The organism is Actinomadura sp. J1-007 (assembly GCF_009793335.1).
Lineage (GTDB): Bacteria > Actinomycetota > Actinomycetes > Streptosporangiales > Streptosporangiaceae > Spirillospora > Spirillospora yumaensis.
The window spans coordinates 90,311-116,862 of sequence record NZ_WING01000002.1 but is presented as its reverse complement, the minus strand read 5'-3'; the positions used below and the strand labels follow the sequence as shown (position 1 = coordinate 116,862).

The window sequence follows — 26,552 nt, the reverse complement described above, 5'->3', positions numbered from 1 at the left end:
ATGGCGAAGGCTCGCCGCTCTCGCGTCCGCGTCAGGGGGTCGCGGGGACGTCCAGGGCCCGCTGCACCTCGGCGAGCACCTCCGCCTGCCGTTCGACCAGGTAGAAGTGGTCGCCCGGGAGCTCCTTCAGCGCGAACGGCCCGGTGGTCAGCTCGGCCCAGCGGGCGGCCCGCGCCCGGTCCACGTGCGGGTCGGCGTCCCCGATGATCGCGGTGATCGGCACGTCGAAGCCGGGGGCGGGCCGGTGCGCGTAGTCCTCGATCAGGGCGAAGTCGTTGCGGACGTACGGCAGCACCAGCTCGCGCAGCTCGGGGTTGCGCAGCGCGTCGGCGTCGGTGCCGCCGAGCTCGATCATCTCGGCGACCACGCCGTCGTCGTCGCGGTCGGACACCCGGTCGGCGCCCCGGTCGTGCGGCGGGCGCGCGCCGGAGGCGAACACGTGCACCGGGGCGGCGCCCCGCTCCCGCAGCAGCCGCGCGACCTCGTACGCGAGGACGGCGCCCATGCTGTGCCCGAACAGCGCGGCGGGCCGGTCCATCAGCGGCGCCAGCGCCCCGGCGATGAGCCGGACGAGCCGGTCGGCGTCGGCGACGAGCGGCTCGGCCAGCCGGTCGGCGCGGCCCGGGTACTGGACGGCGTGCAGCTCGACCGCCGGGCTGATCTCCTTCGCCCACGGCCGGTAGAACACGGCGGAGCCGCCCGCGTGCGGCAGGCAGAACAGCCGCGTCGCCGCCCACGGCCGGGGCTCGACGCACCGCAACCATGTCACTGGATCAGCTCCTCCTCGGTCGGGCGGGCCGCCGTCCTCGGGTCGCGCGGGAGCGGCCACGGGGCGGCGCGCGGGTCGGGGACGGTCTTGGCGAAGGTGCGCTCGGCCGCCACCTTGAACCCGCGCCGCCGGTAGTTCGCCATCGCGTTCGGATGGTCGAGGGTACTGGTGCGCAGCCACACGCGGGTCGCCGGGCCGGTGTCCCGCGCCCACGCCCGCCCGCGCCGCCAGGCCCGGCGGACGCACTGCTCGACCAGGTGGCCGCCGTAGCCGCGGCCGACGAACGCGGGCGTGAGGCCGACGAGGTGGATCTCGGTGTCGCCGCCGGGCTGGGCCTCGATCTCGAAGAAGCCCGCGACCGTGCCCTCCGCCATCGCGATCCAGGTGGCCAGCTCGGGCCGTCCGACCCAGGCGCGCCAGTCGGCGTGCGTCCAGGGGAACCGGTCGGTCCAGCACACCGGGGCGCCGACCGCCGCGTACAGGGCGCGGCTCACGTCGGCGGACGGCACCCGGGCGCGGCTGAACTCCATCGGGGCGCCGGGCGGCGGCGCGGGCCGCAGGTCGGCCGCGTCGAGCATCTCCATCGTCCACTCGGTGACCGACGGGACCTCCACGGACGCGGCGTCACTCACCCATGGCCTCGATGAGGCTCTTCGGCCGCATGTCGGTCCAGTTGGCCTCGATGTGGTCCAGGCACGCCTGCCGGGTGTCCTCCGCCTTGGCGACCGTCCATCCGGCCGGCACCTCGGCGAACGACGGCCAGAGCGAGTGCTGGCCCTCGTCGTTGACGAGCACGACGTAGGTGCCGTCGGGGTCCTCGAAGGGGTTGGTCATCGGGAGGTTCCTTCCGTGCGGGGCCCTCGCTCGGCGGGGCCGGTCGGGTGGAGCGCGCCGAGCCTGGCGGCCAGGACGGCGCCCATCTCGGCGGCGGGGGCGGGCTCCATGAGCAGGTGGTGGTCGGCGTCCAGGGGGTGCTCCTCGATCTCGCCGCCGACGAGCGCGCCCCAGTTGGAGCGCCCGGTCGGGGAGCCGGGGCCGCGGCCCCGCGTCGCGGTGAAGAACACCACGTCGCCCTTGAACGGGCCGGGCCGGTACCGCTCGGCGTGGACGAGGCCGTTCTCGTAGTTGCGGTAGACGTTGACGAGGTCGTCCTCGCCGAGGGTCGCGAGGGCGTCGCCGCGCTCGGCGAGCACGGCCATGATCTGCTCCAGGTCGGGGCTGCCGTCGGCGGCGACCATGCGGGCGTCCACGCCGATGGCCTCCAGCAGCTCGGGCAGCACCTCGCGCCGTTCGGTCTCCAGGTCCTGGCCGTGGTAGGCGTCGATGAGGGCGAGCAGCCCGACCTCCTCCCCGGCCGCCTGGAGCCGTACGGCCATCTCGTACGCGACGAGCCCGCCGAGGGACCACCCGGCGAGGTGGTACGGCCCGTGCGGCCGGACGGACCGGACCTGCGCCAGGTAGTCGTCCGCCATCTCCTCGACCGAGCCGGGCAGCTCGCCGCGGGTGAACGCGCGGGCCTGGAGGCCGTAGATCGGCTGGTCGGGGCCGAGGTGCCGCCGGAACTGGAGGTAGCCCCACGCGAGGCCGCCCGCCGGGTGGACGAGGAAGAGCGGCGGCCGGGACCCGGTCGCGCGGATCGGGAGCAGCACCTCGAACCCGAGCCGTTCCCCCTGGCGCCCGGGGTCCCCGGCGCGGGCGAGGGCCTCGGCGGTCTGGTGGGTGAACACGTCGCGGGGGGTCAGCTCGATCCCGGCGGCGCGGGCGCGTCCGGCGAGCCTGAGCGCGGCGATGCTGTCGCCGCCGAGGTCGAAGAAGCTGACGTCGGCGCCGGCCCGTTCGACGCCGAGCACGTCGGCGAACAGCCCGCACAGCAGCTCCTCCTCCGGGGTGCGGGGGTCGCGCCCGGCGGCGGCCCCGCCGTGGTCGGGGACGGGCAGCGCGCGCCGGTCGAGCTTGCCGTTCGGGCCGACGGGGAACGTCGGCAGCGCGACGAACGCGGCCGGGACCATGTACTCGGGGAGCCGCGCGGCGACGTGCGCGCGCAGCCCCTCGACGGAGGCGCCGGCCGCGGGAACGACGTAGGCGACGAGGCGCTTGTCGCCGGGGCGGTCCTCGCGGGCGACGACGGCGACGTTCGCGACGGCGGGGTGGGCGGCGACGGCGGCCTCGACCTCCCCGAGCTCGATGCGGAACCCGCGGACCTTCACCTGGAAGTCGGCGCGGTCCACGTATTCGAGGACGCCGCCGGGCCGCCACCGGACGAGGTCGCCGGTGCGGTACATCCGGTCGCCGGGCGCGCCGTACGGGTCGGCGACGTACCGTCCGGCGGTGAGGCCGGGGCGGCGCAGGTAGCCGCGGCCGAGCCCGGCGCCCGCGATGTACGCCTCGCCGACGACGCCGGGCGGGACGGGCCGCAGCCCCGCGTCGAGCACGTACACGCGCATGTCGTCGATGGGGCGGCCGAGGACGGCGGAGGTCTCGGCGGGGTCGGCGAGCGGGCCGCGCTGGCCGGTGACGGTCGTGTAGGTGGTGGCCTCGGTCGGCCCGTACACGTTGCCGACCTCGGTGTCCGGGCAGGCGGCGAGCACCTTGCGGATCGCGGCGGGCGCGCCGGCCTCGCCGCCGGTCAGCACCTCGCGCAGGCCCGCGAACGCGTGCGGGCGCTCGTCGGCGACGAGGTTGAACAGCGTGGTGGTCAGGAACAGGCCGGTGACGCCGTGCGCGGCGACGAGGCTCTCGAACGCCTCGCCGTCGAGGTGGCCGGGCGGGGCGACGACGGCGGTGCCGCCGTGCAGGATCGGCGTCCACATCTCGTAGATCGACGCGTCGAACGCGTGCGGCGAGTGGACCAGCACGCGGTCGTGGGCGCCGCCGCGCAGCCGCCCGTCGGTGGTGAGGTCGAGCGCGTCGCGGTGCCGGAGCATGACGCCCTTCGGGACGCCCGTGGACCCGGAGGTGAACAGGACGCAGGCGAGCTGCTCGGGGTGGACGGCGACGTCCGGCGCGGTCGCGGGCCGCAGCGCGGTCTCGGGGTCGTCGTCCACTGCGAGGATCTGCGTCGTTCCGGCGAGGGCGGCGGCCCGTTCCCGGGTGGCCGTGTCGACGAGCAGGACGGGCGCGTTGACCTCGGCGACGGCCCAGGCGAGCCGTTCGGGCGGGTAGCCGTGGTGGACGGGCGCGTACACGCCGCCGGCCTTGAGCACGGCGAGGCTCGCGACGATCACGTCGGCGGACCGTTCGAGGAGCATCGCGACGGGCGTCTCGTACCCGACGCCGAGGCCGGCGAGGCGGTGCGCGAGCCGGTTGGCGCGGGCGTCGAGGCCGGCGAAGGTGATGTCGCGGCCGTCGGCGGTGCGGACCGCGGGGGCGTCCGGGGTCTCGGCGAGCCGTTCGGCGAAGCGGGCGGTGATCGTGCCCGGGGGCCGGGACGTGACCGGGCCCTGCCATGCGCGCAGGACGAGGTCGCGTTCGCCGGCGTCGATGACGTCGATGCGGCCGAGCGGCAGGGACGGCCGTCCGGCGATGGCCTCCAGGACGCGGACGAGGCGGGCCGCGAGGCGTTCGGCGTCGGCGGCGCCGTACAGGTCGGCGCGGTGGTCCAGGCGCAGGGACAGGCGGCGGCCGGGGACGGCGGCGAGCGTGAGCGGGTAGTGCGTCGCGTCGTGCCCGTCCACGTCGTGCAGGGTGAGGCCGCCGAGGTCGGTCCCGGCGGCGTCCGGGTCGAACGGGTAGTTCTCCAGCACCGTCATGGTGTCGAACAGCGGCCCGGTCCCGGCGAGCCGCTGGATGTCGGCGAGGCCGAGGTGGTGGTGCGCCATCAGGTCGGCCTGCTCGCGCTGGAGCCGCGCCAGCGCGTCGGCGACGGTGTCGGCGGGGCGGACGCGGACGCGGACCGGGAGCGTGTTGATGAACAGGCCGATCATCTGCTCGACGCCGGGCAGCTCCGGGGGCCGCCCGGACACGGCCGCGCCGAACACCACGTCGGTGGCGCCCGTGAGGCGGCCGAGCAGCACGCCCCACGCGAGCTGGAGCACGGTGTTGAGCGTGACGCCCTGCGCGCGGGCGCGCGCGTTGAGCGCGGCGGTGAGCTCCTCGGTCAGCCGGAGCCGGACGCGGCCGGGGACCGGGTCGGCGGGCTCGCCCGCGCCGGGCGCGACGAGGGTGGGGCCGTCGAGGCCGTCCAGGTTGCGCCGCCAGGCGTCCTCGGCGGCGGCGCGGTCCTGCTTCGCGAGCCAGGCGAGGTAGTTCTTGTACGGGGCGACGCGGGGCATCCCGGTGTCGTCGCCGTTCGCGAGGTAGAGCGCGAACAGCTCCGTCTGGAGGACGGGCGTGGACCAGCCGTCCAGCAGGATGTGGTGGTTGGTGAACACCATCCGGTGCCGGTCCTCCGCCATCCTGATCAGGACGAACCGCAGCAGCGGCGGCCGGGCCATGTCGAACGGGCGGGCGCGCTCGCGGGCGGCGACGGCCTCCGCCTCGGCCTCGCGCGCCGCGCCGTCCGGCAGGCGCGTCAGGTCGACGTCCTCCCAGGGGAGCCTGACCTCGCGGTGCACGACCTGGACCGGGCTGCCCTCCTTGCGCTGCCGGAACCCGGCGCGCAGGTTCGCGTGCCTGCGCAGCAGCGCCGCGGCGGCGGCGCGGAGCGCGGCGGTGTCGAGGGGGCCGCGCAGGTCGAACACGATCTGCGCCGTGTAGACGTCGCGGGCCGTGCCAGGGCCCGCGCCGCGGCCCGCGTCGCCGTCCGTCGCGGTGCCGTACAGCGCGTGGAAGAACAGGCCCTGCTGCAACGGCGACAGCGGCAGGATGTCCTCAAGCTGCGACTTCTTGCGCTGCGGCGCGGGCGCGGGCTCGGGTCCCCGCGCTCCCGGTGGCTGCTGTGCCGTCACTCCAGCTCCCATTCGCCGTCGAGTTCGGCGGCCAGTTCGTCGATCTCGTCCTGGCCGACGTCCACCAGGGACAGGTCGGACGGCGTGAACCCGCCGACGGGCCCGTCCGCGCCGCCGTCCGCGACGTGCGCGACGAGACCGCGCAGCGCGTCCGTCCAGAGCCCGGCGAGGCCCGCGACCTCGCCGTCGCCGAACAGGCCGCCCGCCCACGTCCAGGTCGCGGTCAGCACCGGCCCGTCCGGCAGGTCGCGGGTGTGCGCGTTCACCTCGATCGCGTGGACGAGCGCGAGCCCGCCGTCCTGCCCGCCGCCGAGCGCCTCGTCGTCGGCGCGGCCGGCCGGGGCCCAGTCGGTCGCCTCGGGCGCACCCGAGCGTCCCAGGTAGTTGAACGCCACCTGCGGTCGCGGGCGGTCCGCGAGGCCCGCGGCGGTCGCCGGGTTCAGGTAGCGGAGCAGCCCGTACCCGATGCCGTTGTCGGGGATCTCGCGGAGCTGCTCCTTGACCCGCTTCAGCGCGGTCCCGACGGCCTGCCCGCCGTCGCGGACCTCGTCCCGGTCGACGCCGCCCGCGTCGAGGCGGACGGGGAAGATCGAGGTGAACCAGCCCGCCGTCCGCGCCAGGTCCACGCCCGCGACGATCTCCTCGCGGCCGTGCCCTTCGAGGTCGACGAGCACGCCGGTCTCGTCGCCGCCGCGCCAGTCGGCGACCGCGATCGCGAGCGCGGTGAGCAGCACGTCGTTGGCGCGGCCGTGGAACGCGGCGGGCACGTCGGTCAGCAGCGGCCCGGTCACGTCCGCGGGCAGCTCGACGGTGAGGTGCCGGGCCGTGCCGAACGTGTCGCTCTCCGGGTCGAGCGGCCGGGAGCCGAGCCGGGGGTCGGGCGCGGCGAGGACGTCGTGCCACAGCGCGGCCTCGGCGGCGCGGGCCGGGTCGGACGCCTCGGCGACGAGCCGCTGCGCCCACCGGCGGAACGAGGTCCCGACGGGTTCCAGCTCCCCGCCCGCCCAGGCCGTGACGAGGTCGGGCAGCAGGATCCGCCAGGACACGCCGTCCACGACGAGGTGGTGCAGGGTCAGCAGGAGCCGTCCGGACCGTTCGGGCCCGGCGTCGAACCACACGAGCCGCGCCATCGTCCCGGCGTCCGGGTCGAGCCCGCGCCGCGCCGCCTCCGCCTCGGCGGCGAGAACGGCGCGCAACGCGGCCCCGTCGTCCGCGTCCAGGCCCGCGACGTCCACGCGGCGGACGAGCGGCGCGGCGTCCACGGTGCCGGGCTCGGTGACCTCGAACCGCCACTCCCCCGCCGGACCCGAACGGTCCACGCGCAGGCGGAGCATGTCGTGCCGGTCGATCAGCGCCTGGAGCGCGGCGGCGAGCCGTTCGACGCCGAGCGCGGGCGGGACCTGGAGCAGCATCCGCTGGCTGTAGCCGTCGACCGGCCCGCGCAGCTCCTGGAACCAGTGCATGATCGGCGTCGCCGGGACGGCCCCGATCCCCGCCCCGGGCGGCTCCGCCTCGACCTCCTCGCCGTCGCCGACGGGCCGGGCGATCGCGGCCAGCTCTTGGACGGTCTGGTGCTGGAACACCTCGCGCGGCGAGATCACCAGCCCGGACTGGCGGGCACGGGAGACGAGCTGGATCGCGATGATCGAGTCCCCGCCCAGATCGAAGAACCCGTCATCGACCCCGACCCGCTCCAGCCCCAAAACCTCCGCGAACAACCCCGCCAGGATCTCCTCCTGCTCGGTACGGGGCTCGCGCGAGGAAACGGCGGCGGCGATGACCGGGTCCGGGAGCGCCTTGCGGTCCAGTTTTCCGTTCACCGTCAACGGCAACGCGTCCAGCGGAACGACCACCGCCGGAACCATGTAATCCGGCAGATCCTTACCGACGAACTTCCGCAACGCCTGCCCGTCGAACTCCTGCTCTTCCTTGGGAACGACGTAAGCGATCAGACGCTCGTCGCGGACGACCACCGCGACATCGGCCACGGCGGCGTGCCGAGCCAGCGCGGATTCAACCTCACCGAGCTCAATCCGGAAACCGCGCAACTGGACCTGCTGGTCCGAACGGCCCAGGTATTCCAGGCGGCCGTCCTTCAGCCAGCGCCCCAGATCGCCGGTGCGATACATGCGGGTGCCGGGCTTGCCGAACGGGTCCGCGACGAATCGTTCAGCCGACAGGGCCGGACGATTCAGATAACCGCGCGCCAGACCCGCTCCCGCAACGTACATCTCCCCCGCCACACCGGGCGGAACGGGCTGGAGGCGGTGGTCCAGCACGTACACCTTCAGGTCAGGGAGGCCCGTTCCGATGACGCTGCCCGGCGCGGTCGCCGCATAGTCGCGGTCCAGTGCGAGGTAGGAGACGTGGACGGTGGTCTCGGTGATCCCGTACATGTTGACCAGCACCGGAGCATCGTCGGCGTGCCGCTCGTACCAATCCCCAAGACGCCCCAACTCCAGCGCCTCACCACCGAACACCACCACCCGCAACGCCAGATCCGCGCCGCCACGACCCCGATCAGCCGCCATCAACTGATAAAACGCCGACGGCGTCTGATTCAACACCGTCACCCGCTCACCTTCGAGCAGATCCAGAAAATCCTCCGGCGAACGCGACGTCAAGAACGGCACCACCACCAGCCGCCCACCCGACAACAACGAACCCCACAACTCCCACACCGAAAAATCAAACGCAAACGAATGAAACAACGTCCACACATCACCCGGACCAAACGCGAACCACCGCTCAGTCGACGACAGCAGACGCACCACATTCTGATGCGGAACCACCACACCCTTCGGACGACCCGTCGAACCCGACGTATAAATCACATACGCCGGACTGTCCGGTGAGACCACGATCCCGAGATTCGTGTCCGGCAGGCCCTCGGGAACCTCCACCGAATCGAGCGTCAGCACCGGAGCCGCGTCCTCCACCATGTACGCCAGACGATCCGCCGGATAATCCGGATCCATCGGAACGTACGCCGCGCCCGCCTTCAGCACGCCGAGAATCGCCACGACCAGATCAGCGGAACGCGGCAGCTTCAACGCCACGAACTGCTCGGGCCGACCCCCTGCGCCACCAGGTGACGAGCGAGACGATTCGATCGGGCGTTCAACTCCCCATACGACAACGACACACCCTCGAACGACACCGCCACCGCGTCAGGACGCAACGCCGCCTGCGCCTCGAACAACGCCGGAATCGACGTCCTCTCCACCGGAACGGACGGGACGGACGGGCCGGGGCCGGTCGCCCATTTGCGGAGGATGGTCCGGCGTTCGGCGCGGTCGAGGATCTCGGCGGTGCCGATGGGGGCGTCGGGGGCGTCGGTGAGTTCGGCGACGAGGCGTTGGAAGCGGGCGGCGATGGAGCGGGCCGTGTCGGGGTCGAACAGGTCGAGGGCGTATTCGAGGCCGCCCTCGATCCCGGCGGGGGCGCCGTCGTCGTCGTGGCGTTCCTCCAGGTAGAGGGAGAGGTCGTACTTGGCGGCGCCGGAGCCGAGGGGTTCGGCGGCGCCGGTGAGGCCGTCCATCTCCAGGCGGGCGTCGGGGTTGTTCTGGAACGACAGGACGACCTGGAACAGCGGGTGCCGCGCCATCGAGCGGGGCGGGTTGAGGATCTCCACGAGGCGTTCGAACGGGACGTCCTGGTTGGCGTACGCGCCGAGGTCGGTCTCCTTCACCCGCGCGACCAGCTCCCGGAAGGAGGGGTCGCCGGAGGTGTCGGTCCGCAGTACGAGCATGTTGACGAACATGCCGACCAGGTCGTCCAGCGCCTCGTCCGTACGGCCCGCGATCGGCGACCCGATCGGCACGTCCGTGCCCGCGCCGAGACGCGTCAGCAGCGCCGCGAACGCGGCCTGCATGACCATGAAGAGGCTCGCGCCGCTCTCGCGGGCGAGGCCGAGGAGGGCGGCGTGCCGTTCGGCGTCGATCTCGAAGGCGAGGGTGTCGCCCCGGTAGGACGCCTCGGCGGGGCGCGGCCGGTCCGCGGGGAGCACCAGTTCCTCCGGCAGCCCGGCGAGCGTGTCCTTCCAGTACGCGATCTGCCGCGCGGCCAGACTGTCCGGGTCCTCCTCGGAACCGAGCAGGTCCCGCTGCCAGAGGGTGTAGTCGGCGTACTGGACGGGCAGCGGGGCCCAGTCGGGGGCGCGGCCCTCGGCGCGCGCGGCGTACGCGAGGAGCACGTCGCGGGCGAGCGGCGCCATCGACCAGCCGTCCCCGGCGATGTGGTGCAGGACGAGCAGCAGGACGCGGGTGTCGCCGCCGAGGTCGAACAGGCGGGCCCGCAGCGGCGGCTCGACGGACAGGTTGAAGCGCTGCCCCGCGGCGGCGGCGAGCGCGGCGGGCAGCAGCGCCTCGGTCGTGCCGGTGACGGTGAGGCGGGGGCGGGCGGTCGCGGGGTCCAGGACGAGCTGCCGGGCGGTGCCGGACCCGTCGGGGAAGACCGTGCGGAGCGACTCGTGCCGGGCGACGACGTCGCCGAGCGCGTCCTGGAGGGCGTCGTGGTCGAGCGCGCCGTTCAGCCGGAGGGCGATCGGCATGATGAACGCGGCGGACGCGCCGTCGAGCCGGTTGAGGAACCACAGGCGGCGCTGCGCGTACGACAGCGGGATCACGTCGGGGCGGGTCGCGGCCCGCTCCAGCGGCGGGCGGGCCGTTCCGGTGGAGGCGGCGACGCGCGCGGCGAGGCCCGCGACGGTCGGCGCCTCGAACAGGGCGCGGACGGGCACCTCCGCGCCGAGCGCGGTGCGGATGCGGCTGATCAGGCGGGTCGCGGTGAGGGAGTCGCCGCCGAGGTCGAAGAACCCGTCGTCCACGCCGACCCGGCCGGCGCCGAGGACCTCGGCGAACAGCCCGCACAGGATCTCCTCCTGCGGGGAGCGGGGCGCGCGGCTCGCGGTCGCGGCGGCGCCGGGGCGGGCAGCGCGGCGCGATCGAGCTTGCCGTTGACCGTGAGCGGCAGGGCGTCCAGCGCGGTGAGCGTCGGGACCATGTGGTCGGGGAGGCGCGCGGCGGCGTGCCGGCGCAGCGCCGCGAGGTCCACGGACGCGGGGACGACGTAGGCGGCGAGGCGGCGGTCGCCGGGGCGGTCCTCGCGGACGACGACGGCGGCGCGGGCGACGCCCTCGAACGCGGCGAGCACGTTCTCGATCTCGCCGGGCTCGACCCGGAACCCGCGGATCTTGACCTGGTCGTCCACCCGGCCGAGGTACTCGATCGCGCCGTCCGCGCGCCGCCGCGCGAGGTCGCCGGTGCGGTACATGCGGCCGCCGGGGGCGCCGAACGGGTCGGCGGTGAACCGTTCGGCGGTGAGGCCGGGCCGGCCGAGGTAGCCGCGCGCGAGCTGGACGCCCGCGAGGTACAGCTCGCCGGGGACGCCGGGCGGGACGGGCTGGAGCGCGGCGTCCAGCACGTAGGCCCGGGTGTTGCGGTAGGGGAGGCCGACGGCGGGGGCGGCGCTGTCCGCGACGACCTGGTTCATCGTGTCGATGGTCGACTCGGTCGGGCCGTAGAAGTTGCGGGTGGTGAGGTGCGGGAGGGCGCGCAGCTCGTCCCAGAGCGCGTCGCCGACCGCCTCGCCGCCGAGCAGCAGGTGGGCGGGCAGGTGCCGGCCGTCCGCGTCGAGCAGGCCCGCCTCGCGGAGGGACAGCAGGTGCGACGGCGTGGTGTTGACCAGGTCGATCCGGGCGGCGGCGACGTACCGGGCGTACGCCTCGACGTCGCGGCGGGTGGCGTCGTCGATGAGGTGCAGCTCGTGGCCGTGCGCCATCCAGAGCAGGCCCATCCAGGAGGTGTCGAAGGAGAACGACGCGAGGTGCGCGAACCGCATCCGCCGCCCGCCCGCGGCGTCGGCCGCCGGGTCGATGAACGCCTCGCGGTGCGCCTCGTAGTAGTTGAGGACGGCCTCGTGCGTGACGGTCACGCCCTTGGGCCGCCCGGTGGACCCGGAGGTGTAGATGACGTACGCGGCGTGGCCGGGCAGCAGCGGCCGGACCCGTTCGGCGTCGGACGGGTCGTGCGCAGGCCGCCGCGCCGCGTCAGGCACACCGTCGGCGGTGAGGGTTAGCACCGGGCGGCAGTCGGCCAGCATGTGGGCGACGCGGTCCGCCGGGTACTCGGGGTCGATCGGGACGTACGCGGCGCCCGCCTTGTGCGCCGCGAGGATCGCGACGACGATCTCGGGGGTGCGGGGCAGGACGAGCGCGACGCGGTCCTCGGGCCCGGCGCCGCGCGCGATCAGCTCGTGCGCGAGGCGGTTGGCGCGCTCGTTCAGCTCGGCGTAGGTGAGGGACGCGTCGCCGCAGACGAGCGCGACGTCATCGGGGGTGCGGGCGGCCTGCGCCTCGAACAGACCGTTCAGCGTGCCCGCGCGGAGGGGCGCGGCGGTGTCGTTCCAGGCGGCGAGCGCGGCGCGTTCCGCCTCCCCGGCCAGTTCGACGGCGCCGACGGGGCGTTCGGGGTCGTCGGCGAACGCCTCCAGGAACCGGCGGACGCGCGCGAGCAGCGCCTCCACGACATCGCGTTCGAACACGTCGGGCCGGTAGTGCAGGCGCAGCGACAGCTCGGGTCCGGGCGCGGCGACGAACGACAGCGGGAAGTGGGTGGCGTCGTAGGAGTCGGCGGCGGCGATCCGGACGCCGTTCAGCGAGCCGTCCATCGAGGCGGGGTCGAACGGGTAGTTCTCCAGGACGGTCATCGTGTCGAACAGGGCGCCGCCGTGCCCGGCCGCCCGCTGGATGTCGGTGAGGCCGAGGTGGTGGTGCGGGAGCAGGTCGGTCTGCTCGTCCTGGAGCCGTTCCATCAGCGCGGCGAGGGACTCGCCCTGCCGGTGCCGGACGCGCACCGGCAGCGTGTTGATGAACAGGCCGATCATCTGCTCGACACCGGGCAGCTCGGGCGGCCGTCCGGAGACGGTCGCGCCGAACACCACGTCGCCGGTGCCGAGCAGGCGGCCGAGCGTGAGGCCCCACGCGCCCTGGAGGACGGTGCTCAGCGTGACGCCGTGCCGCCGCGCGGCCCGCCCGAGCCTGCGGGTGAGCCGTTCGTCCAGCGTCGTGGCGGTGCGCTCCGGCGGCGCGGGCGGACGGCTCGCGGCCTCCGGCGCGACGAGGCTCGGCCCGTCCACGCCGGCGAGCGCGGCGCGCCACGCGTCCTCGGCGGCGGCGCGGTCCTGCTTCGCGAGCCAGGCGAGGTAGTTCTTGTACGGGGTGACGCGCGGGAACCCGGTGTCGTGGCCGCCCTGCACGTACAGCATGAACAGCTCGGTCGCGAGGATCGGCGTGGACCAGCCGTCCAGCAGGATGTGGTGGTTGGTGAACACCAGCCGGTGCCGGTCCTCCGCCGTCCGGACCAGGACGAACCGCAGCAGCGGCGGCGCGGTGAGGTCGAACCCGCGGGCCCGCTCGCGCGCCACGACCGCGTCGGCCTCCGCGGCCGGGTCGGCGGCGCCGGTCAGGTCGACGTCCTCCCAGGGCGTCTCGACCGTCCGCGGGACGACCTGCACCGGCCGCGACAGGTCCTCGTGCCAGAACGCGGCGCGCAGGTTGGAGTGCCGGCGCAGGAGCGTGCCCGCCGCCGTCCGCAGCGCGGCGGCGTCGAGCGGCCCGTCGAGGTCGAGGACGAACTGCGCCGTGTAGACGTCGGTGTCGTCCGCGTCGAACAGCGCGTGGAAGAAGAACCCCTGCTGCAAGGGCGACAGCGGCAGGATGTCCTCAAGGTCCCCCCGGTTCACTGGCCGTTCCTCCAGGCGTTCTGCAAGGTGTCGATCTCACCCTGGTCGAGGTCCACGAGCAGGTCGGACGGGGTGAAGCCGCCGTCCCCGGCGCCGGAGGCGACATGGGCGACCAGGCCGCGCAGCGCGGTGAACCACGCCTCGGCCAGCTCGCGCACGTCGTCGTCCCCGAGCGTCCCGTCCGGCCAGGTCCACGCGGCGGACAGCTCCGGGCCGCCGGGCAGGTCCCGGGTGACGGCGTTGATCTCCAGGACGTGCGCCATCGGCATCCGCGGGTCCTCCCCGGACGGCAGTTCCTCAGGCGCGAGGTCCCAGTCGGCGTCGCCGCCGCCGGAGGCGACGCGGCCGAGGTAGTTGAACGCGATCTGCGCGGACGGCAGCGCGGACAGCTCTTCGGCGGCCGCGTCGTCGAAGTACCGCAGCAGGCCGTAGCGGGCGCCGTCCGACGGGACCTGCCGGAGCTGCTCCTTCACCTTCTTGACGGCCGCGCCGGCGGCCGGTCCGCCGTCGCGGACCTGCGCCCAGTCGGCCTGCCCGGCGTCGATCCGTACGGGATGGATGGAGGTGAACCAGCCCGCCGTCCGCGACACGTCCGTGCCCGGCACGGCGTCCCCGCGGCCGTGCCCTTCGAGGTCGACGAGCACGTCCGTGCCGCGCCCGCCCCGGTGCCTGCGCCACTGCGCGACGGCGAGCGCGAGCCCGGCGAGCAGCACGTCGTTCGCGCCGCCGTGGAACGCGGCGGGCACGTCGCTCAGCAGCGGGCCGGTCACGTCGGCGGGCAGGTCGAGGCTGATGGTGCGGGCGCGGGCGGCGATGTCCACGCGCGGGTCGAGCGCGCGGGACGCGAGCCGCCGGTCCGGGCCGTCCACGATGTCGAGCCAGGCTTCGAGCTCCTCCTCGGCCCCGGCGGGCTCGGCGGCGGCCCTGAGCTTCTGCGCCCAGCGCCGGAACGAGGTCGGAACCGGTTGCAGCTCTCCCCCGGCCCACGCCGTGACGAGGTCGGGCAGCACGATCCGCCAGGTCACGCCGTCCACGACGAGGTGGTGCAGCATCACCAGCAGGCGGCCCTGCGCCGGGCCCGCGTCGAACCAGACGAGCTGCGCCGTCGTTCCCGCGACCGGGTCGAGGCGGTCGCGGGCGGCGGCGGCCTGCTCGTGGACGACGGCGGCGAGCTTGTCGGCGTCGAGCCCCTCGGCGTCCACGCGGGTGACCAGGTCGGCGGCGCGCACCGTCCCCGCGGGCCGGACGACGGGCTGCCACGCGTCCCCGTCCACGTCCAGGCGCAGCCGGAGCACGTCGTGGTGGTCGAGCACGGTCTGGAGGGCGTCGGCCAGGCGTTCCGCGCCGAGACCGGCGGGCGTGCGGAGGACCATCCCCTGGTGGAAGCCGCGAACGAGCCCGGCGTCCCCGCCGACGCGCTCGCGCAGCCAGGCGACGATCGGCGTGACCGGGACCGGTCCCACACCGCTCCCCGGCGCCTCGACCTCGATCTCCTCACCCTCGCCGGAGGGTCGGGCGATCGCGGCGAGTTCCTGAACGGTTTGGTGCTGGAACACCTCACGCGGCGAGACCACCAGCCCCGACTGGCGGGCGCGGGAGACGAGCTGGATCGCGATGATCGAGTCCCCGCCCAGATCGAAGAACCCGTCATCGACCCCGACCCGCTCCAGCCCCAAAACCTCCGCGAACAACCCCGCGAGGATTTCCTCCTGCTCGGTGCGGGGCTCGCGAGAGGAGACGCTCACCGACAGATCCGGCTCGGGAAGCGCCTTGCGGTCCAGTTTCCCGTTCACCGTCAACGGAAGCGCGTCCAGCGGAACGACCACCGCCGGGACCATGTAATCCGGCAGACCCCGGCCGACGAACTTCCGCAACGCCTGCCCGTCGATCTCCTGGTTCTCCGCGGGAACGACGTAGGCGATCAGGCGTTCATCGCGGACGACCACAGCGATATCAGCCACGGCCGCGTGCCGCGACAGCGCGGATTCAACCTCACCGAGCTCGATCCGGAAACCGCGCAACTGCACCTGCTGGTCCGAACGGCCCAGATATTCGAGGTTTCCATCCGGGCTCCAGCGGGCGAGGTCTCCGGTGCGATACATGCGCGTGCCCGGCTCACCGAACGGATCGGCGACGAATCGTTCTGCCGACAGGGCCGGACGATTCAGGTAACCGCGTGCCAGACCCGCTCCCGCGACGTACAGCTCCCCCACCACACCGGGCGGGACAGGCTGGAGGTAATCGTCCAGCACGTAGGTGCGCAGGTCGGGAATCGCGGTGCCGATGACGCTCCCGGACGCCATTGCCGCAGCCACCCGATCGAGTGCGAGGTAGGAGACGTGGACGGTGGTCTCGGTGATCCCGTACATGTTGACCAGCACCGGAGCATCGTCGGCGTGCCGCTCGTACCAATCCCCAAGACGCCCCAACTCCAGCGCCTCACCACCGAACACCACCACCCGCAACGCCAGATCCGCGCCGCCACGACCCCGATCAGCCGCCATCAACTGATAAAACGCCGACGGCGTCTGATTCAACACCGTCACACGCTCGACTTCGAGCAGACCCAGAAAATCCTCCGGCGAACGCGACGTCAAGAACGGCACCACCACCAGCCGCCCACCCGACAACAACGAACCCCACAACTCCCACACCGAAAAATCAAACGCAAACGAATGAAACAACGTCCATACATCATCGGGACCGAAAGAGAACCAGCCCTCCGTAGCCGACAGCAGACGCACCACATTCTGATGCGGAACCACCACACCCTTCGGACGACCCGTCGAACCCGAGGTGTAGATCACGTACGCGGGGCTGTCCGGGGACACCGCCACACCGAGGTCGGTGTCCGGGTAATCGTCCGGCGCATCCGCTGACGTGAGCGTCAGCAACCGGGCGGCGTCCTCGACCATGTACGCCAGACGATCCGCCGGATAATCCGGATCCATCGGAACGTACGCCCCACCCGCCTTCAGCACACCGAGAATCGCCACGACCAGATCAGCGGAACGCGGCAGCTTCAACGCCACGAACTGCTCAGGCCCCACACCCTGCGCCACCAGATGACGCGCCAGACGATTCGACCGCGCGTTCAACTCCCCGTACGACAACGACGAACCCTCGAACGACACCGCCACCGCATCAGGACGCAACGCCGCCTGCGCCTCGAACAACGCCGGAATCGACGTCCGCTCCACCGGAACGGCCGAGGCGACCGAGCTGGTGCCGCTCGCCCAGGTGTCCAGGAGCGTGGCTCGTTCGGCCGGGTCGAGGATGTCGACGGTTCCGATGCGGGTGTCGAGGTCGGCGAGCAGGGCGGTCAGGGTGCGTTCGAAGCGGGCGGCGAGGAGCCGGGCGGTGGCGGGGTCGTAGAGGTCGAGGGCGTACTCCAGTTCGCCGTCGAGGCCGTCCTCGCGCTCGGTGAGGATCATCAGGAGGTCGAAGCGGGACGCGCCGGCGTGCAGGGGTTCGAGTTCCGCGGAGAAGCCGGGCATCTCCAGCTTCGCCTCGGGGTTGTTCTGGAAGGTGAGGCCGACCTGGAACAGCGGGTGGCGGCCCAGGTGGCGGGGCGGGTTGAGGACTTCCACGAGGCGTTCGAACGGGACGTCCTGGTTGGCGTACGCGCCGAGGTCGGTCTCCTTCACCCGGGCGACCAGCTCGCGGAACGTCGGGTCGCCTGAGGTGTCGGTGCGGAAGACGAGCATGTTGACGAACATGCCGACCAGGTCGTCCAGCGCCTCGTCCGTACGGCCCGCGATCGGCGACCCGATCGGCACGTCCGTGCCCGCGCCGAGCCGCGTCAGCAGCGCCGCGAACGCGGCCTGGGCGACCATGAACGGGCTCGCGCCGGTCTCGCGGCAGGCGCGCTGCAACGCGGCGCGCACGTCGGACGACAGGGTGAAGCGGGCGGTGCCGCCCCGGTGGGACGCCTCGGCGGGACGCGGACGGTCCGCCGGGAGCGGCAGCTCCTCCGGCAGTCCGGCGAGCGCGTCCTTCCAGTACGCGATCTGCCGCGCGGCCAGGCTGTCCGGGTCGTCCTCGTCGCCGAGGAGGTCCCGCTGCCAGAGGGTGTAGTCGGTGTACTGGACGGGGAGGGGCGTCCAGGCCGGGGCGTCGCCGTTCGCGCGGGCGGCGTAGGCGGTGATGAGGTCGCGGGCGAGCGGGGCCATGGACCAGCCGTCGCCGCCGACGTGGTGCATGAGCAGCAGCGCGACGTGCTCGTCCGGCGCGATCCGGAACAGGTGGGCGCGCAGCGGGGGTTCGGCGGAGATGTCGAACGCGTACCCGGCGGCCGTGCCGAGGCGGCCGGGCAGCTCGGCGGCGGTGGTGTCGGCGATCTCCAGTTCGGGGCGGGCGGCGGCCGGGTCGAGGACGACCTGGCGGGGGACGCCGCCGACGTCCGGCAGGACCGTGCGGAGCGTTTCATGCCGGGCGACGAGGTCGCCGACGGCGGCGCGGAGCGCGTCGTAGTCCAGGGGGCCGCGGATCCGCAGGGCGGTCGGCATGTTGTACGTGGCGGACGGCCCCTCGAACCGGTTGAGGAACCAGAGCCGCTGCTGGGCGTACGACAGCGGGACGGCGGCGGGCCGTTCGCGGGCCTCCAGCGCGGGGCGGGCGGCGTCGCCGCCGGACGCGCCGAGCAGCGCGGCGAGGCGCGCGACGGTCGGCGCCTCGAACAGGGCGCGGACGGGCAGTTCGACGTCCAGGGCGCGGCGGACGCGGCTGACGACCCGCATCGCGATGAGGGAGTTGCCGCCGAGCTCGAAGAAGTCGTCGTCGATGCCGACGCGTTCGGCTCCGGTCAGCTCGGCGAAGACGGCGGCGACGGCCTCCTCGCGGGCGTCGCGGGGCGCGCGGTGGGCGGCGGCCGGCGCGGGCGCGGCGAGGTCGGGCTTCGGGAGGGCCTTGGTGTCGACCTTGCCGTTCGGGGTGAGCGGCATCTCGTCCACGACGACGATGGCCGCCGGGACCATCGACTCGGGGAGGTTGGCGCGGACGTGGGCGCGCAGCGCCTCCGGGTCGACGCTCTCGCCGGGCGCGGCGACGACGTACGCGACGAGCCGCTTCACGCCCGGCTCCTCCCCCGCGTCCGCGGAGACGGCGGGAGCGGTGGGCGCGGCCGGGACGAGCGGGGCGGGGCGGACGGCGTCCGCACCGGGCAGGTCGAGGCCGGAGACGGTGACGGACGCGGCGGACTCGACCACGGCCTCCAGCACCCGCCCGTACCAGGCGGCGAGCCGTTCGGCGGTGCCGCGGTCGAAGAGGTCGAGCGCGTACTCCAGGGTGCCGGCGAGGCCGTCCGCGCCGTCGCGGCGGCGCTCCAGCATGAACTCCAGGTCGAACTTCGCGACCCCGGCGTCCACCGGTTCGACGGCGACCGACAGGCCGGGCAGCTCGACGGCCGCCTCGGGGTTGTTCTGGAGGGTCAGCATCACCTGGAACAGCGGGTGCCGGGCGAGGGACCGCACCGGGTTGAGCACCTCGACGAGCCGTTCGAACGGGACGTCCTGGTGCGCGTACGCGGCGAGGTCGGCCTCGCGGACCCGGGTGAGCAGCTCGGCGAACGCCGGGTCGCCGGACGTGTCGGTGCGCAGGACGAGGGTGTTGACGAACACGCCGACCAGGTCGTCCAGGGCCTCGTCCGTACGGCCCGCGATGGGCGAGCCGATCGGCACGTCCGTTCCGGCGCCGAGGCGGGTGAGCAGGGCGGCGAGCGCGGCCTGGAGCACCATGAACACGCTGACGTGGTGGTCGCGGGCCAGCTCGGCGAGCCCCTCGTGCAGCTCCTCGGGGATCTCGAAGGCGACCTGGCCGCCCCGGTAGGAGGCGCGGTCCGGGCGGGGCCGGTCGGCGGGCAGCGCGATCTGGTCGGGCAGTCCCGCGAGGGCGTCCTTCCAGTACGCGAGCTGCCGCGCGGCGGGGCTGTCCGGGTCGTCCTCGGAGCCGAGCAGGTCGCGCTGCCAGAGCGCGTAGTCGGCGTACTGCACCGGCAGCGGCGCCCAGCCGGGGGCCTCGCCGCCGCGGCGGGCCAGGTAGGCGGTGATCACGTCGCGGGCGAGCGGCGCCATCGACCAGCCGTCCCCGGCGATGTGGTGCAGGACGAGCAGCAGCAGGTGCTCGTCGCGTCCCTCCGCGTCGCGGCCGAGGCGGTACAGGTGGGCGCGGACGGGCGGTTCGCGGGTGAGGTCGAAGCCGCGCGTGGCGGCCGTGAACAGCACGCCGCGCAGGTCGTCGTCCGGCGCGTCCGCCACGCTCAGCGGCACGCCGGCGTCGCCGGGGTCCAGGACGATCTGGTGCGGTTCGCCGTCGGCGTCGCCGAACACGGTCCGCAGCGACTCGTGCCGGGCGACGACGTCGCGCAGGGCCGCGCGCATCGCGTCGTAGTCCAGCGGGCCGGTGAGCCGCAGCGGGATCGGCATGTTGTACGTCGCGGTGCGGCCTTCGAGCTGGTTGAGGAACCAGAGCCGTTCCTGCGCGTACGAGACGGGCAGCGGGTCGGGGCGCGGGACGGGCCGCAGCACGGGCCGGGGGGCGCCGTCCTCGCCGGGCGCGGCGAGCCGGGCGGCGAGGCCGGCGACCGTCGGGGTCTCGAACAGGGCCCGGACGGGCAGTTCGACGCCCAGGGCGGCGCGGGCGCGGGCGACGACGCGGGTGGCCTTGAGGGAGTCGCCGCCGAGGTCGAAGAAGTCGTCGTCGATCCCGGCGCGCGGCAGGCCGAGCACCTCGGCGACGATCCCGCAGAGGATCTCCTCGCGGGCGTCCCGGGCGGCCCGCCCGGTCGCCGCAGTGGCAAGGTCGGGGGCGGGCAGGGCGGCGCGGTCGAGCTTGCCGTTGGGGTTCAGCGGCATCGCGTCCAGCGGCACGATCACCGGCGGCACCATGTACTCCGGCAGCGTCCGCGCGGCGAAGAGCTTCAGCGCGGCCGGGTCGAGCGCCGAGGCGTCCCCGGCCGCGGGGACGGCGTAGGCGACGAGCGCGGTGTCGCCGGCGGCGTCCTCGCGGGCGATCACGACGCTCTGCGCCACGGCGGGGTGCCGGGCGAGGGCGGTCTCGATCTCGCCCAGCTCGATCCGGAACCCGCGGACCTTGACCTGGTGGTCGAGACGGCCGAGGTACTCGATCTGCCCGTCCGCGTTCCACCGGACCAGGTCGCCGGTCCGATACATCCGCTCGCCGGGCGCGCCGTACGGGCACGCGACGAACCGTTCGGCGGTCAGACCGGAACGGTGCAGGTAGCCGCGCGCCAGACCGGAACCCGCGATGTAGAGCTCGCCCGCCACACCCGGCGGAACGGGTCGCAGCCCGGCGTCCAGCACGTACGCGCGGGTGTTGGCGAGGGGACGGCCGATCGGCGCGAACCCGTCCGCGCCGCCGTCGTCGTACCAGGCGGTGACGTAGACGGTCGCCTCGGTCGGGCCGTAGATGTTGGCGATCCGGGCGTCCGGCAGCAGGGCCCGCAGGTCCTGGACCAGGTGGGGCGGCAGCGCCTCGCCCGCGAGGACGACGTCGGCGGCGGAGAGCTTGAGGCCGCCGCGCGCGATGAGCGCGGACATCGCGGACGGCACGCCGCTGACCAGCGTCCCCTCCCAACCCCCCCGCTCGGCGACCTCCAGCAGGTCACGCACCACCTCGACCTGCCCGCCCACCGTCAACGGCGCCAACCACTCGAACACCGACACATCGAAATTCAACGACGTCGAGAACAACACCCGAGCCAACCGATCAGGCCCGAAATCACCCTTCGCCCACGCACAAAAATCCACCACATTCGCATGCGAGACGACGACACCCTTCGGGCGGCCCGTCGAACCGGACGTGTAGATCACATACGCGGCGCTCTCCGAACGCAGCGGACGCACCCGCTCCGCGTCGGTCACATCGGTGCCGGAGACACCGCGCAGATCCAGGACGTCCAGCTCCACGCGCGGCGTACCGCCGGGCAGCACCGCGTCGGTCGTGGTCAGCACGCACGCGGGCGACGCGTCGTCCAGCATGAACGCGATGCGGTCGGCCGGGTAGGCGAGATCGATCGGCTGGTACGCCGCGCCCGCCTTCAGCACCGCCAGCGCCGCCACCACCAGATCCGCCGAACGAGGCAGAGCCAACGCCACGAAATCCTCAGGCCCCACCCCACGCCCGATCAGAAGACGCGCCAACCGGTTGGCGCGGGCGTTCAGCTCCCGGTAGGTGAGCCAGACGTCGCCGGAGACGACGGCGGTCGCGTCGGGCGTCCGCGCCGCCTGCGCCTCCACCAGGCCGGGGACGGCGGCGTCGCGGGGGGCCGGGACGGCGGTGTCGTTCCAGCCGGTCAGGACCAGGTGGCGTTCGGCGGGGCCGAGCAGCTCGATCTCGCCGAGGCGCAGGGACGGGTCGGCGGCGACCTGGGCGAGGAGGCGGTGCAGGCGCTCGGCCACCAGCCGGGCGGTGCCCTCGTCGAACAGGTCGAGCGCGTACTCCAGCCGGCAGTCGATCCCGGCGGGCGCGCCGTCCGCGTCCTCGGTCTCCTCGACCAGCAGGCACAGGTCGAACCGGGAGACGCCCGGGTCGACCGGTTCGACGGCGACGGTCAGGCCGGGCAGCTCCACGCGCGCCGCCGGGTTGCTCTGCACCGAGATCATCGCCTGGAACAGCGGGTGCCGCGCCATCGACCGCTGCGGGTTGAGCACCTCGACGAGCCGTTCGAACGGGACGTCCTGGTGGGCGTACGCGGCGAGGTCGGTCTCGCGGACGCGGGCGAGCAGCTCGGCGAAGGTGGGGTCGCCGGAGGTGTCGGTGCGCAGCACGAGGGTGTTGACGAACACGCCGACCAGGTCGTCGAGGGCCTCGTCCGTACGGCCCGCGATGGGCGAGCCGATCGGGATGTCGGTGCCCGCGCCGAGGCGGGTGAACACGGTGGCGAGCGCGGCCTGGAGCACCATGAACAGGCTCGCCTGGTGGTCGCGGGCGAGCCCGGCGAGCGCGGCGTGCAGGTCGGCGGGCAGCGTGAACGGGGCCTGCGCGCCCCGGTACGACGCGCGCGGCGGGCGGGGCCGGTCGGCGGGCAGCTCCAGCTCCTGCGGCAGCCCGGCGAGCGCGTCCTTCCAGTACGCGACCTGGCGGGCGATCAGGCTGTCCGGGTCGTCCTCGTCGCCGAAGACGGCGCGCTGCCAGAGCGCGTAGTCGGCGTACTGCACCGGGAGCGGCTCCCGCTCCGGCGCCCTGCCCTCGGCGCGCGCCGCGTACGCGGTGATCACGTCGCGGGCGAGCGGCTCCATCGACCAGCCGTCCCCGGCGATGTGGTGCAGGACGAGCAGCAGCAGGTGGTCGTCCGGGCCGAGCCGGAACACGGTCGCGCGGATCGGCGGCTCGGCCGTCAGGTCGAACCCGCGGGTCGCCGCCGCGAGGACCGCCGCCGCGAGCCCGTCCGGCTCCACCGCGACGAGCTCCGGCTCGGCGCCGGCCTCGTCCGGCGGCAGGATCCGCTGGTACGGCTCGCCGCCGATCTCGGTGAACACCGTCCGGAGCGGCTCGTGGCGGGCGAGGACGTCCCGCATCGCCGCGCGGACGGCGGCGAGGTCGAGCCGTCCGGTGAGGCGCAGCGGGATCGGGATGTTGTACGTCGCGGAGGGGCCTTCGAGGTCGTTCAGGAACCACAGCCGCCGCTGCGCGTACGACACCGGAAGCGGGTCGGGCCGCTCGGCGGGGACGAGCGCGGGCCGCGCCGCCCCGGCGTCGCCGCCGTCCCCGGCGACCAGCGCGGCGAGCGCGGCGACGTTCGGGGCCTCGAACAGGGCCCGGACGGGCAGCTCGACGTCCAGCGCCGCGCGGGCGCGTGAGACGACGCGGGTGGCCTTGAGGGAGTCGCCGCCGAGGGCGAAGAAGTCGTCGTCGATGCCGACCCGTTCGACTCCGAGGACGTCGGCGAAGATGCCGCAGAGGGCCTCCTCGCGGGCGTCGCGCGGCGCGCGGTCGGTGACCGCCGCGGAGAAGTCGGGGGCGGGCAGGGCGGCGCGGTCGAGCTTGCCGTTGGGGTTCAGCGGCATCGCGTCCAGCGGCACGACCGCCGTCGGGACCATGTACTCGGGGAGCGCGCGGGCGGCGAACGCCTTGAGCTCGGCTGGGTCGGCCGTACGGCCCGGGGCGGGGACGGCGTAGGCGACGAGCGCGGTGTCGCCGGCGGCGTCCTCGCGGGCGATCACGACGCTCTGCGCCACGGCGGGGTGCCGGGCGAGGGCGGTCTCGATCTCGCCCAGCTCGATCCGGAACCCGCGGACCTTGACCTGGTGGTCGAGGCGGCCGAGATATTCGATCTGCCCGTCCGCGTTCCACCGGACCAGGTCGCCGGTCCGGTACATCCGCTCGCCCGGCGCGCCGTACGGGCACGCGACGAACCGTTCGGCGCTCAAGCCGGAACGGTGCAGATAGCCGCGCGCCAGCCCGGAACCCGCGAGATACAGCTCGCCCGGCACACCGGCCGGGACGGGCTTCAGCGCGGCGTCCAGCACATAGGCGCGGGTGTTGGCGAGCGGCGCGCCGATCGGGGCGTGGCCGCCGGTGTTGCCGTCGTCGTACCAGGCGGTGACGTAGACGGTCGCCTCGGTCGGGCCGTAGATGTTGGCGATCCGCGCGCCGGGCAGCCTGTCGCGCAGGTCGCGGACGAGCTGCGCGGGGAGCGCCTCCCCCGCGAGCACGACGTCGCCCGCGCGCAGGTCGGCGGAGCCGGTGGCGAGCAGCGCGGACATCGCGGACGGCACGCCGCTGACCAGCGTCCCCTCCCAACCCCCGCGCTCGGCGACCTCCAGCAGGTCACGCACCACCTCGACCTGCCCGCCCACCGTCAACGGCGCCAACCACTCGAACACCGACACATCGAAATTCAACGACGTCGAGAACAACACCCGAGCCAACCGATCAGGCCCGAAATCCCCCTTCGCCCACGCACAGAAATCCACCACATTGGCGTGCGAGACGACGACGCCCTTGGGGCGGCCGGTGGAACCGGACGTGTAGATCACGTACGCGGCGTTCTCCGGCCGCAGCGGACGCATCCGCTCCGCGTCGGTCACGTCGGTCACATCGGTGCCGGAGTCGCTGGGGACGCCGCCGCGCAGGTCGAGGGCGTCCAGCTCGACGCGCGGGGTGTCGCCGGGCAGGTCGGCGTCCCCGGTCGTGATGACGCACTTGGGCGCGGCGTCCTCCAGCATGAACGCGATCCGGTCGGCCGGATAGGCCAGGTCGATCGGCTGGTACGCCGCGCCCGCCTTCAGCACCGCCAGCGCCGCCACCACCAGATCCGCCGAACGAGGCAGAGCCAACGCCACGAAATCCTCAGGCCCCACCCCACGCCCGATCAGAAGACGCGCCAACCGGTTGGCGCGGGCGTTCAGCTCGGCGTACGTCAGGGCGGTGCCGTCGTGGACGACCGCCGGGGCGTCGGGCGTCCGGGCGGCCTGGGCCTCCACCAGCTCGGGGGCGACGGCGGGCTCGACCGGCGCGGACGTGTCGTTCCAGCCGTGGAGGACGAGGGCGCGTTCGGCGTCGTCGAGGAGTTCGACGTCGCGGAGCGGGGTGGCGGGGTCCACCTCGCCGAGCGTCCGCAGGAACCGGACGTAGCGTTCCTGGTGGGCGGCGACCTCGTCCTCGGCGTACAGGTCGGGATGCGCCTCGAAGTCGATGCGCATGCCGTTGCCGTCGAAGTTGTCGTAGATGTTGATCGACAGGTCGTCGATCGGGCCGGTCGTGATGGCGTGCATCCGGGCGGGCAGGCCCGCGAAGTCGAGCCGGTAGTCGAACGCCATGATGTTGATGACCGGGCCGTACAGCCGCCGCCGCTCGCCGAGCAGCCGCAGGTCGCGCAGCAGGTCCTCGCGCCGGTAGCGCTGGTGCCGCAGCGCCCGCGCGCTCGCCCGGGTCGCGGTGCGCACCAGTTGCTCGACCGTCATGTCCGGGCGGACGGACACCCGCAGCGGGAGGATCGTGGCGAGCATCGCCGGGGTCTCCAGCGCGAGCTGCGAGGTGCGGCCGCTGACGGCGAGGCCGAGGATCACGTCGTCGGTGCCGGTCATCCGGGCGACGTACGCGGCGGTGGCGGCGATCGCGAGGCCCTGCGTGGCGGTGCGGAGCCGCCGCGCGCCGACCGCGAGGTCCGCGGTCTGGTCCGGCGGGATCACGGTGATGCGGCTGAGGTAGTCGGCGGTCGGGGCGGCCATCTCCTCGGCCAGGCTCACCGCGACCGGGCGGTCGGCGAACCGCTCGGTCCAGTACGCGCGGTCCCGCTCGAACTTCTCCGAGGCCCGGTACTCCTCCTCGGCCGCGAGGACCGCGCGGTAGGAGCCGTGCTGCGCGGGGACGTACTCGCCGCCGTTCGCGAGCGTCGTGTAGATCTCGGCGGCGCGGCGGCTGACGATCGAGCCGCTGTAGGCGTCCTGGATGACGTGGTGGGCGCGGATGAACCACCAGTGCAGGTCGGGGGCGAGCCGCAGCAGCGCCGTGACCCACAGGGGGTCGGCGTCGAGCGGGAGCGGCTCGGCCATCCGGTCGCGCATCCACGCCCGCGCCGCGGCGCGCGGGTCGTCCTCCGCGCTCAGGTCCAGCAGCGGAATGGTCGCGGCCGCCTCGGGGACGAACACCTGGTGCGGAATTCCGTCGACCTCGGTGAGGCGGACGTTCATCGCCTCTCCCTCGTGCGCCGCGATTCGCGCCACCCGGTCGAACAGCGCGTGGTCGACCGGGCCCTCGATCTCGATGTACTGCGCGATGTGGATCGGGGTTCGCGGCGCCAGTTGCTGCGCGTACCAGACACTGCGCTGCGCGGCGGAGAGAGGAACGTACTCGGAGGACGACATCAAGCAGTGCTTTCCCGGTCTGAGAGGGGTTTACTTTATGCCCGAGAACGGGGGCCGCCGGCCGCCCGGGGGCACGAGAAAGAAGAAGTGACCACAGTTCTTTCGGGCTGACCCCGTCCCCTTTCCCCGAGTCCGCCGGGAACGCCTCGCCCGCACCCGGCGCAGCCTTGCGCCGCGTGTTCTCCTCGGTACAGAGCGCCGTCGCTTTCCGCTCCGGGGGTCCCACCCTCGGCCCGCGTCTCTACTCAGGAGTAGCGGAGCCACAGTTAACCAGCCTGTCACATGCCTCGCAATCCCCTCGAAAGTAGAACTTGACCCCAGGAATTG

6 protein-coding genes and 1 pseudogene are annotated in these 26,552 nt (G+C 73.9%); all 7 read right to left on the bottom strand.

Annotated features, from left to right (window positions below; all coding sequences use genetic code 11):
- Positions 1-31 precede the first annotated feature (31 nt).
- Complete coding sequence (locus GEV43_RS34545; protein WP_160825009.1) at positions 32-769, bottom strand: thioesterase II family protein; 738 nt, start codon at positions 767-769, stop codon at positions 32-34.
- The gene (locus GEV43_RS51900; RefSeq protein ID WP_309240087.1) at positions 766-1,401 is read right to left on the bottom strand and encodes a GNAT family N-acetyltransferase; all 636 of its coding nucleotides are present in this window, start codon (positions 1,399-1,401) and stop codon (positions 766-768) included. The genes GEV43_RS34545 and GEV43_RS51900 overlap by 4 nt, the downstream gene beginning before the upstream one ends.
- Positions 1,394-1,603, bottom strand: a complete 210-nt coding sequence (locus tag GEV43_RS34535) for an MbtH family protein (protein WP_160825008.1) — start codon at positions 1,601-1,603, stop codon at positions 1,394-1,396. The genes GEV43_RS51900 and GEV43_RS34535 overlap by 8 nt, the downstream gene beginning before the upstream one ends.
- Positions 1,600-5,655 (bottom strand): amino acid adenylation domain-containing protein, encoded by a 4,056-nt coding sequence (locus GEV43_RS34530; protein WP_309240086.1) that lies wholly within the window; start codon positions 5,653-5,655, stop codon positions 1,600-1,602. The genes GEV43_RS34535 and GEV43_RS34530 overlap by 4 nt, the downstream gene beginning before the upstream one ends.
- Positions 5,655-10,526 (bottom strand): annotated as a pseudogene (locus tag GEV43_RS56560) (condensation domain-containing protein); the annotation flags it as partial. The pseudogene GEV43_RS56560 and the gene GEV43_RS34530, both read right to left, overlap by 1 nt.
- Entirely contained in the window at positions 10,429-13,398 is a 2,970-nt protein-coding gene (locus tag GEV43_RS51885) for an amino acid adenylation domain-containing protein (RefSeq protein WP_309240084.1), read from the bottom strand. The gene GEV43_RS51885 and the pseudogene GEV43_RS56560, both read right to left, overlap by 98 nt.
- Positions 13,395-26,225 (bottom strand): non-ribosomal peptide synthetase, encoded by a 12,831-nt coding sequence (locus tag GEV43_RS54230; protein ID WP_160825006.1) that lies wholly within the window; start codon positions 26,223-26,225, stop codon positions 13,395-13,397. Before GEV43_RS54230 ends, GEV43_RS51885 begins: the two co-directional genes overlap by 4 nt.
- Positions 26,226-26,552 lie beyond the last annotated feature (327 nt).